The sequence below is a fragment of the Bacillus sp. FJAT-27445 genome, from assembly GCF_001510665.1.
Classification (GTDB): domain Bacteria; phylum Bacillota; class Bacilli; order Bacillales; family Cytobacillaceae; genus Bacillus_D.
This window is the reverse complement of the sequence record NZ_LMTI01000001.1, coordinates 384,930-397,379: the sequence shown is the minus strand read 5'-3', so window position 1 is coordinate 397,379 and position 12,450 is coordinate 384,930. Positions and strand designations below refer to the sequence as shown.

The following is a 12,450-nucleotide window of genomic DNA, read 5'->3' as shown; positions in this document are numbered from 1 at the left end:
TGGTAATAAATTGAGACTGTCCGGTTTCCGGGCAGTTTTTTTCTTTTTTTTAAGCTTTGTTAAATAATATTGTTGATAAATGACCATAAAATAAGGACCCCAATCGAGTCCTTATTTTAGTCTATGTTAAAGCACGATGTTGTTTTTTCACACCTGTTGATTGAGACGGAAGGCGTGAGACTTTGAGATGAGAGCAGCGGGACAGGTGAGACCCCTTGGTATAGTTCAATGAATATTATGACTTAACTTCAAATTGAAAAATTATTCTTTAATTTGAATAGTGCGTATAGATACTTTAAGAAACGAAGCAAAACAGTATGCTAAAACTACCTCTGGACGATTAAATGGACCTAAAAATTCTTAAATCAATAAGTCATTCAAACAAATTATCTCGCATCCTTTACTTTCATAATAGTCTATCATACCATCAATTTTCTTTTTATCATAACTTGTAATGCAATCTGATAGTACACTAACCCCATAGTTTGATTTACGTAAGTTATAGCAAGTTGACTTAACACAAGCAACAGCATCCGCTCCAGTGATGTAGAAGTCGTCTATTTCATTTATACTAATAAAGTCTGTGAATTCTTCACTTGTTAATGCGTTTCCTTTATATTTTGTAAAAACATTTTCTGATACTATTTTCAAATCTGGAGCTAATTCGGCACCTAGTGTATCTGTTTTAAAAGTTCTCGTACCAGGTGACAAATTCTCGTGTCTTATATAAACAACGTGAATATTATTTTCGACCGCCCAATCAATTGATTTGTTGATATTGTCAATGATATCTTTGTAATTCTTTGTTATGTCATTTTGAATATCAATTATTACTAAAGCTTTTTTCTGCATAATACTTCCTCCAAATAAATAAACTGATGTCTTGCTTTTTTATTTTAACTCTTTTTCATAATACCTTCTTTCGAACCCCGCCCATATTTGTTCTTATAAACCCATAATAGAACAAGAGTTCGATTATGGCAAATATCAACATAATCCTTTAACATAGCTTTTTTTTAAAAGAAAAGGCTGCCCCCTGATTAGGAACAGCTACTCTTCTTATCGGAAGTTTTCATTATCATAATTCTGCTCTTTCAGGATGCCCATTTGATCAATATGCTTTCTTGCTTCGGCATCCCCGAGACGGTATATCATCGCGTAAATCAATTCGATGGACCTGTCGTAATCCTTATTTTCTCCCTCAGAAAATTCATGGTATTGCTGCAACGGCAAATGCGTCCGCAAATACCCGCGCTTGTCGGCGTCATAATTCTCCTCAAAAAGCTCGCGCAAATCCTGGATTTCATCCGCATCCGCAATTACGGTGAACGTATTTTCAGCAGTCGGTTCCATTGTAATTTCCCCGGATTTAATATCAACGAAATACATCTTCTTTTCCTGCGGGTTATCCTGCATGGTTTCATCTCCTGTTCAGGGCAATCTACTATAATGTCCTTTACCACTTTTGGGAATTTTTAATCTTTTCGCAGGAGGATTTTGGGCTTCAATTTACCAATCGGGGGCTGGTGGTAGACACGGCCTTTTTTCGTGCCGGTAAAAGGGAGGTCAAGAGAGGTTAAGATCCAGTAGGCTTGTTTATCTCTTTCTAGTTTTAAAAACTGTCTCAAATCGAAATTTGTGAGATTTGGAGAAATCAATAGGAAGTAGTCCTGGACCGCCTCCAGATGTGCTGTCATCGAAGCATTCCCGCATTGAACACAATGGCATTTTCCGTAATGAAGCTTCATCGATAGTGAATGGCATTTGGAGCAAAGCATTCCGGGAAGGATGTCTGTAGTGGAGATTGCGAAGGTTTTCAGAACGTCGGGACGGTGCGGTGTGTGATTTGAAAGGATGTTCTTTTTTAGCTTTTTCAGTTCCTTTGATGAAAATAATTCTTTGTTATTCCGCTTTTCGATTTCGGCTACTTTTTCAATCAGACGGATGGAGTGGATGACTTTTTGAAATACTTCGTAGTAACCTGGGTCAGCCTTTAACTTTGAGGAATTGTTGCTCATCACGACCAGGAATTCAATTGGAAGTTCTGGGAAGTTATGCTTTTTTAGCCACTCTTTTAAATTGAGCGTCTGCAGCCTAGCTTGTGAAACCGGGGTTGCGTATACAGCTGTTTTGCCATCCTTTTCCTGAAAAACCTGGCAAAAATTTTTGTCAAAGCTGATTTCACCGCCCCAATTTTTGATTTCAAGGATCAATGCGAAAAACGGGGTAATTAAAAGCGTATCAATTTGAAAAAAGAAGCCGTTGTTGCTGAGCCGCACCCCTTTGAAAATCAAAAATTTCTCTTCATCAAGGAAATTCAGGTAATAATCAACCGATTTTTCACCCTTGAACCCCGCTTTTTGTGTCCGTAACGCTTCCTCAATGTCCTTTCTCTTTGAATGGCCGGTTGGCAGCCTCCTTAAAAGCGCCTCGAGCATCAAAATAATAAGTGGAATTGCTCTTTCCAATGCGATCAAACTCGTTTCCTCCTTTCTAACAGTTCCTATTCTAGCATTTTTTATTAAATCCTTCCTAATTGGAAGGTGAATAGTGAATTTTTTGGGGCCAATTTTTAGTGGGAAAAAATATATCCAGATTATCGGGGTACTTATCCAGGAATTTTAAAATTTATCGATAACTTTTTTAAATTTATCCAGGATTTCCACCCTGATATCCAGAACTGTCACATTTTCGCCACAATTAACGATACCAAAACAACCTCACCAACATGACAATAGGTGAACACCTCGGATAAAACATCTATCCCCCAAATAACAGCACCATGCCACAAAATAAAAAAAGCCGCTGCACCCACCAATTGGGCACAGCAGCGATCCAAAAAACTATCTATTCAGCGTCTGACCGCTTTCAACATGCACTGTGTCGCCTTTCCGCTTGAACGGCCACCAGTTTGCTTCGCCAAATATTTTGACCATCACTGGAACAAACAATGGCAGGACAAACAGTGAATAGAGCACAAGCCCGATCATTAAAATTGTTGCGATCTGTAGCAGCGACAACACGCCGGAAGGCATCATCGCCGCGAAGGTACCGCCAAGGATGACAGCGGCCGAAATGATGACAGTGCCCATTTTCTTCATCGCTTCGAGAATCGCGTCCTCGACACGCATCGTTTTGAACTCATTGAATCTGTCCATCAAAAAGATGCTGTAATCGATTCCTAGCGCGACCAAAATAACGAAGGCGAAGAATGGAACTGCCCAGCTGATGCCTGTGTAGCCAAGCACGTTAACAAAAATCGCCTCGGATATCGCCATCGATGTATAGTATGTTAAAATCAGTGACCCAATCAAGTATATTGGCATGATCACAGAACGGAACAGCAGCAATAAAATCAGGAAAATGCCAGATAACATGAACACGACAGTCCGTGAATAATCCTGTTCGGAGATGGTATCCAAGTCACTGTGCATGCTCGAAACGCCGCCAACTGCGATTTGGGCATTTTCCAGGCCGGTGTCTTTCACAACCCGGTTAACGGCCTGCTTCAATGGTTCCACTGATTTAATGGCCTCATTTGAATAAGGGTTTACATTAAACACAACATCCATCGTCATGACTTTGCGGTCAGGTGACATGTAGGCATCGAGCGCATCGTCAAACTCTCCGCTCGCCAAAACATCTTCAGGCACAAAAAATCCGTTTTGCTTCTCTTTTGACACATCGCCAAGATAGCTTTGCGCCTGCTCAAGGCCTTTGGCAACTTCATTCAATCCATCCGCGCCTTTTCCAAGGCCGTCCGTAAGCTCGCCCATTTGGCCGTCAAGCTGCTTGAATCCGTTCAAAAGCTGAAGCTGGCCGTCGTTTATGCTGTCCAAACCGCCTGTCAGCTTAGAGAAATTTCCGACGATTTGGCCCTGTCCGTTCGCAAGCTGGTCAAGACCTGCCTGCTGTTTTGAAATACCATCCACCAGCTGGCCCATACCAGCAACCAATTTTTCCTGTCCTGCAATCAACTCGGCCATGCCGCCATTCGCCGCGGTGATCCCTGCTTGGACCTTCGCCAGTTCCCCGTTCAGCGTTTTAACGCCGCCTTCGAGTTTATCTGCCATTACCAATGCGGTCATGACTTTTTCCTTCACCTTTGCATAGTTAGGGTCCATTGCAGCAGCCGGATTTTTTCCAAGCTCATCGACAAAGACATTGGCCTCGGCGATTGTACCCTTCAGGCCGGCAAGCCCTGCCGCGATCCCTTCATATTGCTTTTGAAGCTCGCCCAATCCAGCTGCGGCATCTTTATATCCCTGCAAAAGCTTCTTATTGCCCTCAAGGATTTTTTCAGAATTCGCCTTCACGTCCGCGAGTCCGGAGCGAAGCTGTTCTGATCCTGCGGAACCTTGGCGGATGCCATCTTCAATTTTTGCAAGTCCGGTTTTAACCTGGCCTAAGCCATTTTTCAAGTCATTCGTACCGGAAACCAATCCCGTTATCCCCTCGGTCGTTTGCTTCAGCTTGGGACCAGAATCGGAAAGCTGCTTCTCTGCGTCAGACAATCCGCCGCTGATTTGCTTAATACCGTCATTTCCTTTGCCAAGTCCCTCGCCAAGCGTTTTTGCCTGGGAGGAAATATATAATTCATCGATTGGTTCGCCCATTGGACGTGTCACCGACCGGACCGCCTTGACATTTTTCACCTTGGCGATTTCCTGGCTTATTTTATCAGCGAGCGCCAGGTATTCCGGCTCGTCCATCGGTTCGTCATTTTTAATGACAATCTGTGCAGGCATTGATTCGCCAGGTCCAAAGCCGTCCGCGATGATGTCGAATGCCTTGATGGAATTGAAGTTGTCGCCAATCTCTTCAAGCGAGTTAAACGACAGTTTCCCTTCATAGGAAAACAAGAATGGGACTGAAATTCCGATTACTATCAGAAGGGCAATCAGCGGCCGTGCAAGCGCAAATTTCCCTGCCACACCCCAAATCCTGCTGTCCTTGTGTTCAAGGGATCCCCTTGCAGGCCAGAACAGCTTCTTTCCGAACAATGCCATAAAAAACGGCACGACGGTCACAAGCGCGAGCATCAGCACAGCAACACCGACCGCGACGGCTGCCGCCGACTGATAAAGAACGAACTCTGAAAATCCAATTGATGCAAACCCGACCATTACAGCCAATGCGCTGAAAAAGACGGTCTTCCCTGCAGTCCTGTACGTAGAGATGACCGCTTCGGCAATCGTGTCATGCTTTTGCATTTCTTCCTTAAACCGGCTCATTAGCAGGATGCAGTAATCGGTACCAATCCCGAACAATACCGCCACGAGGAAAATTTGCGTAAATGTGGACAATGGGAAATCTGCCTTGTCAACAAGTATTGCGACAATGGATTGGGATGCCAAATAGCTTACCCCCACCGCAACTAATGGAATGATAGGAGCCATAACCGACCTGAACACAATCAGAAGGACGGCCAAAATAAAGACAACCGTGATTGATTCTGTTTTTTTCAGGCCTTCCTGTGAGTTGGTGACAAGATCATCGCCAATCATCCAGCTTGAAGTATAATAATGGTCCAGCTTCACGCCATCTAGCGCTGTATAAAGCGATTTTGTTACCTCGCTTGCTTCCCTGTCCTTCAAATCAACTTTTACCGATACGAGTATGGTTTTCCCATCCTTTGACACAAGCTGATCCTTTAGGGATTCTTCCTTAAAGTGGGAGATAACTTCTGTAACGCCAAGCTCTTCCTTCTTTGCCTCAAGTGTCCCAACAGCCTTTTCCGCCTCGGCAAAATCGGCTTCGGTGAGCTTTTTGTCGTTGTGGAAAACAAGCGCCACTTGGGTTCCATGCCCGGATTCCACTCCTTTTTGGCTTTCGCTCAAAATCTTTCCGGCCACTGTTGACGAATAGCCCTCAGGTACTTTAATTTGCCCTTTTTCCCTAACAAGCGCCTCCATGTTGGGGGCAATCATGACAAGGGCGGCAATGATGGCTGCCCAGGCGGCAATGACAAGCCACTTGTATTTTAAAATCAATCTCATTTCCTATTCCCCCAGTTGTTTGCCTTCGAGTTCAGTCAGAATGCCAGACAATTTTTCATATGTATCTATAAATGCCCTTATCTCTTCCTTATCGAATTTTGTAATAATCGTTTCGACGAGCGCGTAAATCCGTTGTTCGGCTTTTTCAAATAAATCGATGCCTTCTTCTGTAAGCGCCAAATAAACGATCCGCCTATCCTCTTCATTTCTGGTCCTGTACACGAGGCCTTTGTCTGTCAGCCTTGTAATGATGGCGGTAATAGCGCTTTTGTTCACGCCAAACACTTCCGCTAGTTCCGTGGAAGTGCACTCCCCCTTTTTACTTATATACCGCAGCACATAATGCTGGTCATTCGTTAAATCGCTGCCAATTTGCTCCTTTATCATCGTCTCCGCTTTTTTCTCGACCGTAAAGGATACAGCAATATAGCGGTCAATCAGTTCCTGGATTGCTTGTTTTCCCACAGCGCTTCACACGCCCTTCTGAAAAGTAGTTAAATAGTTTAACTATTCACCTGTATAACTATATTTTTTTCCAATTCAGATGTCAAGGTTAGGAACTGGCTTTTTTTTAAAAAAAGACTGCCTAATTGGGCAATCTTGACAAATTGGCCTTTATTCTCTTGCCGAAAATAATCCAGCATGTTACCACATCATACAGTTTTTAAAAAACAGGCTGCCTCATCCTTAATATGGAGGCAGCTTTTTTGTTTATATAGGTATGTGAATAGGGAAAAAAGCAGGTAATAGAGAGAAAACGGAGGATGCATATGTGGATTGAAAAACCGTTCTTCAGGTATGCGACAGCCGCAATCCTGCTTTTAATCATTATTTTCCTGTTTGGAAAAATCGATTACTTTGTCTGGCCTTTCAAAAAACTGATAGGCGCACTCTTTTTACCGCTTTTATTATCAGGCTTCATATACTATATTTTAAGGCCTCCTGTCCGTTTTTTAGCAAAATACATGCCATTGACTCCGAGCATCCTAACCGTATTTGCGGTTATCTTTGCGGCTGGCTATCTCTTCGTCCATTTTGCGGGCCCTTCAATTGCAGGCCAGGTAAAAGAGATCAGCACTCATCTCCCGTCGAAAGTTGAGGAGGTCGCGGATGAGTCGAAAAAAATGGTCGAGGATAGCGAAAAGGCAAAACAATCGGTTGACAGTATTAAAAGCAAGGCAAAGAGTTTAGTAGGCGAATTTTTCAAAGCGGCGGAAAGAAATATTGGGAAGGTCGTATCGGCTATTGCCGGTATTTTAACTGTCCTCGCTGTTGTCCCTTTCATCGTATTCTATTTATTAAGGGATGGAGCACTCCTGCAGCCCACACTGGTACGTCATTTGCCTGCTGACAGGAAGGATGAGGGGCGGAAGATTTTACGGGACATCGACAAAACCTTATCTTCTTACATTATTGGGCAGTTCATTATCGCGGTCTCGGATGGAATCATGCTGTACGCAGGCTACCTAATTATCGGGCTCGATAACGCCCTGCTGCTAGCATTGTTTGCAATGTGTGTCGCCGTAGTCCCGTTCCTCGGGCCAATCATCGGAATCATCCCGGCTGTTTTCATCGCGCTGATGGATGGGCCCGGCCTTGTCGTAAAAGTCCTGCTGGTCATGATTACAGTCCAGCAGCTGGAAGGCAACCTGATTACACCAAGGGTGATGAGCAATAAGCTCAATCTCCATCCGCTGACGGTCATCCTTGTTCTATTGATCGCAGGATCGCTTTATGGGGCTATCGGGGTCATTATTTCAATTCCATTATTCTCGGTTATTAAAGTGACATTCAACAACATTCGTGAGTTTTATAATTTGAATAAAATAAAAAAGGCAATCTAGCAGAAAAAATGCGCCGGGAATTGAGTACCGGCGCATTTTTTCTGCTATTTCGTTTGCCAGACGCGTTTGTTCTCCACCCGTTTAGTGAGCCCCTTTGCATCCAGCCGTTCCAGGAACGGAATCATATATTTCCTCGAAAGACCCAATGCATCCTTTGCATCGCCTACCTCAAACTCAGCTCCAGTCTTCTCGCTAAGTGTCCGTACAGCGCTTGCGAAACTATCACCGTGATAGTAATACTGGCCATCCAGAGGGACGATCTGGCCCGTTTCCTCAAGGAATCTTTCCAAATCGCCAGCAAGGGAGTCAGGTATCCCGGCACCCGAGAAATAGTCGGCAAGATACTTGACCTGCAGCCCATCGTTCTTCAATTCTTCCACAAGATTCTCCGCGCGTTTTTGCCAGTTTTTTGGCACATGCGGAACAAAGTCAGCAAGTGAGACGAACTGCCCGCTTCTATTGAAGGTTTCCTGGCTGATGGCATGTTCGACCGTGTAATCAAGCAGGCTGCGCGGAAACGACTTATTCATCGACTGGAGAAGCTCGGCCTTATTGAGCCCCTGTTTCATCGAATTCCGAAGATGGTAATCCTGAAGCCTGTCATACATATCTTCTTCTATCGAGTTGACGAGAGACAGGAGTGTGTACTCCTTACCGTTATAGAGAAGGAAGCCCTCATCCTCAAGTTCGGCCTTGAGGGTCTCGCTGTCAAGGGCCGTCCTTTTAATCAACTCAGTAAAGCCAAGGCTTTTCGCTTCATACAAAGCAGCAGCAATCCGCTCCTTTGGCTTCCCCACTTTCTTTTTCTCCAGCTCTTCAATCGTTTCGTTTCCGAACCGGTACTTATTCCCCCGAGGATCAATGACCCAGCCCCCGCCGATTGTTTCCTGCGGGCTCGGGCGGCGGAGGATGAACCTGTCGCCTCGCTTCGTCAGCACCTCTTCCTCTAGACGGAGCTGGCATACGATTTCACTGGATTCTTCCTTCAACTCGTTCCGGTCAAAGAAGACGATCCTCCCCATCACTTCTGCGGTCCCAATATGAAGCTTGACCGGCATCCGCTGCTTGACGAGGTAATCAAGGTCTTCGACAACCCGGATCGCAACATCAAGCGTTTTTGAAACAATAAAATGCTCGGAGGAAACAAGGACATCCCCGCGTTCTAGGTCCTCTTTGGCAACCCCGGAAAGGTTGATGGCCGCCCTTTGCCCCGCATAAGCCTTCTGCGCCGGCTTATGATGGACTTGAAGCTGCCTGGCCCTGACTTCAAGTCCTTGCGGCATGATTTTCAGCACCTGGCCCTCTTCTACCGTGCCTTCATAGACGGTTCCGCGCACGACCGTTCCCTGTCCCTTCACGGTGAACACCTGGTCGATTGGCAGCCTGAATGCGCCGCGGGAATCTCGCATTTCCTGTTCCTTCAGAGTTGAAATAATCATGTGCTTCAGCTCTTCAATCCCTTTTTTTGAAAGGGAATCGACAAGCATGAAAGGTGCGTCTTCAAAAACGGTACCGGTTAGTTCTTCTAGAATATCATCCTTTACAAGCTCAATGAATTCCTCTTCAACCCTGTCCATTTTCGTAATCGCGACGATGCCTTTTTTGATTCCGAGGAAGCCAAGTATGTCCAGATGCTCCCTTGTCTGGGGCATCACGCCTTCGTCCGCCGCTACAACCAGGACAACGAGGTCTATCCCCGCAACTCCGGCAATCATCTGCCTGATGAACCGTTCATGTCCCGGTACATCGATGACGGAGATTTGGATTTCGTTATCTTCATAAAGTGGGGCAAAGCCCAGCTCGATTGAAATTTGCCGTTCTTTCTCTTCCTTAAGGCGGTCAGTATCCACGTTAGTCAGTGCTTTTGTAAGCGATGTCTTGCCATGGTCGATATGGCCTGCCATGCCGATCGTAAAAAACCTTTTTTCCAAATAAGCCACCTTCTTCAATCATTCTCCTTCTTATTCTGACGGAAATAGCCGGTTTGTTCAAGGAACTCTTTTCAAGCCTTCAAATCCTGTTCACTTACAAGAGCTCCAAGTGCGCCGCAATATTCCCCGTTCTCAAGGAAAGAGGGATTCAGGCCGAACATGCTCGTGTAAGCTGAAAGCATTTCCTTGAGTGGAGCATTCCCCGCCAATGTACTTCCGGCATAGACCACATTTTCCACTTTGCCTGCACTGGCGATTTGGGTGCTTAATAGGACCAGGGTTTCCGCGATCATGTTCATGAGGGCTGCCACGAGGTCCTCTTTCCCGGCAGAAACCGACTTTGCAAAGTTGGCCGCTGTCATGTTTCCGCTCAGCGGCTCATCCCCATCGCCATAGATGTCTTTTACGAGCAAATCGGCATTTTCCCTCGCCCCTGCCGCAGCCATTTTAACCAACTCGGCATAATCGGTTGTTCCCGCGAGCTTACCGCCTAACCCAATCAATGCTCCTCCTCCCAGGCCGCTCCCGCCAGCACGATGGCAATTCCCATCACCTGCAAGGAACATGGAAGTTCCAGTACCGATGTTGACAAGTAAAAATGAACCTGTAGCTTCCGTCTCACCTTTTCTATAGAGTATTTCAGCTCCTCTGCAAACCGCCTCAAATTCGGAAACAAGGCTTGCATTCGGGAAAAAGTTCTTTTTAACCCACATCGCCCTTCCTCCTGTAACCAAGGGTTCTGCCTGTGGAGCAATAAGCTTTAGCCAGTTAAGCAATTCTTTAGCCTCGTTATTGCTGGTTTTCCGATACCTTATCCTCCCGCCTTCTTCATAAGCGATTTTTAAAAGCGTTCCGCCGGCATCTATCCCAATTTTGTCAGTCTCCATTGTATCCCTCATTTCCTACATTCTTCTTTTCTTCATTATAGTGGAACCTATTGGAATATCCACGAATTCAAATTGCCCAGCGCCTTTTAGGAAAAAAGAATAATTTTTTCCAAAAGAGGAACTCTATATCTTGCTTGGCTAAAATAAATTACATCTCAAAGGAAGTGTGTGAACGATGGGAATTTTGAGCGGAAACCCTCAATCAGAACCTCTGCATTACGGTGAAGTTTATGCGCTCTGGTCATATCTGGCCGGAAGCAAAGCGATGAAAGCCTCATATCAGACTTTCCTTAACCATATTGGGGACAAGGATTTAAGGCATCTTATTGAGGAAAGCATCCAAACATGCCAGAATGAAGAAAAACGCGTGGAGGAAATTTTAAAGGATAATGGAATTGGCCTGCCGCCTACCCCGCCTGAGAGGCCGCTTGCGGATTTGGAAAGCATCCCTCCAGGAGCAAGGTTTTTGGATAACGAGATTTCGTATGCCGTCTCGGCAAATCATGCATTGGGGCTTGTCACCTGCAGCGGGGCAATGGGAAATTGCATCAGGGAAGACATTGCGATGATGTTCGGCGAGTTCCATTTGGCGAAAGCACAGCTTGGTGCCCGGTTCCTTAGGCTTAATAAGGAGAAAGGGTGGCTTATCCCGCCTCCGCTCCATATGCAGAAGCCCGAAGAAGAGTAGGGGATTGAACAAATCCCATTTGCGCAAAAAAAGGATGGCAGCCGCCATCCTTTTAAAATATATCGATCAACCAGTCATGTTTTGCTTAAAGGCCGGTTCACAGTCCAGGCAAACTTTCAGATCCTCAATAATATGGATATCTTCCGGACTGTACTCAATCCCACACTGGCTGCATTCCACCATTTTTTCAGTTAATGGAATAAGCTGTTCCGGAGAAGCATCATTAATCTCAATTTTCTCTACCCAGATTCCTGTTGAGTGCGGAAGTTTATTCTTCAGATAGTTGGTTGCTGCTTCCTCTGTCTCCCAAACCCCCAGATCGTACAATAATTCATTGCCGCTTCCTGTGTTTGTCATTAATCCATATACTATTTTCATATGGAAATCTCCTCTCATTATATGAAGCAGAATGTACTAGTATTGTTTGCTTTTATACTTAGCCGTTTTTGTAAAAGTTCAAACCATGCAGGGATTTTTTAACAGAATGTCGAATCTTTCGGCGAGGGGGAGAAACATGATAAACCTAGTTAAAGTTGAAAAAGGTGGAGAAGAAACACTCCATCATTTAATGCAGTTCTATATCTATGAATTTGCGGCATTGAAGCCAGAAATCACATTGCAAGAGGACGGCACCTACAAACGCTTTGATTTGGCGCCTTACTGGTCGGATCCGCACCATCATCCTTTTTTTATCAAGCACGGCGAAGAACTCATCGGTTTCGCACTAGTTGTTACTGGGGATGGGCTAGCTAGACATTCCATTGAGGAATTCCATATCATCCGAAAATATAACGGCTTTGGCTATGGAAAAAAGGCTGCGTTACAGCTGTTCGAAATGTTTCCAGGGAAGTGGAGAATAACCCAGATAGAGGCGAATGCCCCTGCAAAAGCGTTTTGGCGCAAGGTCATCGGCCAGTACACAGGTGGGAATTATATAGAACTTACCGATTCCAGCCGGAGAACGATCCAAGAATTTGAAGCGGTGCCAAGCACTCTATTAAAATGAACGGGCCACTGGGTCACTAAACGGTGACTTCTTAACGTGCATGAAGACCATTTCAAACCCGGAACGAGGTCAAAACGGTCTTCACGTGTAAAAAA

Annotated in this window: 11 protein-coding genes; 3 read left to right on the top strand and 8 right to left on the bottom strand. The window is 45.0% G+C overall.

The window, feature by feature from the left end; genetic code table 11:
* Positions 1–360: 360 nt before the first annotated feature.
* From AR337_RS01920 to AR337_RS01900, 5 genes are all read right to left on the bottom strand, one after another.
* Positions 361–852: a cysteine hydrolase family protein gene (locus AR337_RS01920; RefSeq protein WP_059170315.1), complete on the bottom strand. Its 492-nt coding sequence runs from the start codon at positions 850–852 to the stop codon at positions 361–363.
* A 207-nt stretch (positions 853–1,059) separates the two neighbouring features.
* On the bottom strand, positions 1,060–1,416 hold the full coding sequence (locus AR337_RS01915) for a hypothetical protein (RefSeq protein ID WP_059170314.1): 357 nt from the start codon (positions 1,414–1,416) through the stop codon (positions 1,060–1,062).
* 59 nt (positions 1,417–1,475) lie between these two features.
* A complete protein-coding gene (locus AR337_RS01910; RefSeq protein WP_059170313.1) occupies positions 1,476–2,477 on the bottom strand; it encodes a nuclease-related domain-containing protein in 1,002 nt (333 codons plus the stop codon).
* Positions 2,478–2,843: 366 nt separating this feature from the next.
* Positions 2,844–5,999 carry an MMPL family transporter gene (locus AR337_RS01905; protein WP_059170312.1) on the bottom strand — a complete coding sequence of 1,052 codons (3,156 nt, stop codon included), beginning with the start codon at positions 5,997–5,999 and terminating at the stop codon, positions 2,844–2,846.
* A gap of 3 nt (positions 6,000–6,002) precedes the next feature.
* Positions 6,003–6,464 carry a MarR family winged helix-turn-helix transcriptional regulator gene (locus AR337_RS01900; RefSeq protein WP_059170311.1) on the bottom strand — a complete coding sequence of 154 codons (462 nt, stop codon included), beginning with the start codon at positions 6,462–6,464 and terminating at the stop codon, positions 6,003–6,005.
* A gap of 305 nt (positions 6,465–6,769) precedes the next feature.
* Here AR337_RS01900 and AR337_RS01895 point away from each other — a divergent pair, with 305 nt between their 5' ends.
* A complete protein-coding gene (locus AR337_RS01895) occupies positions 6,770–7,843 on the top strand; it encodes an AI-2E family transporter (RefSeq protein ID WP_059170310.1) in 1,074 nt (357 codons plus the stop codon).
* Positions 7,844–7,887: 44 nt separating this feature from the next.
* Here the strand turns inward: AR337_RS01895 and selB are convergent, their stop codons facing one another.
* Together selB and coaW are read right to left on the bottom strand one after the other, a co-directional pair.
* A complete protein-coding gene (gene selB, locus AR337_RS01890) occupies positions 7,888–9,774 on the bottom strand; it encodes a selenocysteine-specific translation elongation factor (RefSeq protein ID WP_082686835.1) in 1,887 nt (628 codons plus the stop codon).
* Positions 9,775–9,845: 71 nt separating this feature from the next.
* Positions 9,846–10,661 (bottom strand): type II pantothenate kinase, encoded by an 816-nt coding sequence (gene coaW / locus AR337_RS01885; RefSeq protein WP_059170309.1) that lies wholly within the window; start codon positions 10,659–10,661, stop codon positions 9,846–9,848.
* Positions 10,662–10,836: 175 nt separating this feature from the next.
* Between coaW and AR337_RS01880 the strand changes: the two genes are divergently transcribed.
* A complete protein-coding gene (locus AR337_RS01880; RefSeq protein ID WP_059170308.1) occupies positions 10,837–11,349 on the top strand; it encodes a DUF3231 family protein in 513 nt (170 codons plus the stop codon).
* 66 nt (positions 11,350–11,415) lie between these two features.
* On the opposite strand, the gene AR337_RS01875 is transcribed toward AR337_RS01880, so the two are convergent.
* The gene (locus AR337_RS01875) at positions 11,416–11,727 is read right to left on the bottom strand and encodes a hypothetical protein (RefSeq protein WP_059170307.1); all 312 of its coding nucleotides are present in this window, start codon (positions 11,725–11,727) and stop codon (positions 11,416–11,418) included.
* 136 nt (positions 11,728–11,863) lie between these two features.
* Between AR337_RS01875 and AR337_RS01870 the strand changes: the two genes are divergently transcribed.
* Entirely contained in the window at positions 11,864–12,355 is a 492-nt protein-coding gene (locus AR337_RS01870) for a GNAT family N-acetyltransferase (RefSeq protein ID WP_059170306.1), read from the top strand.
* The last annotated feature ends 95 nt before the right edge of the window (positions 12,356–12,450 follow it).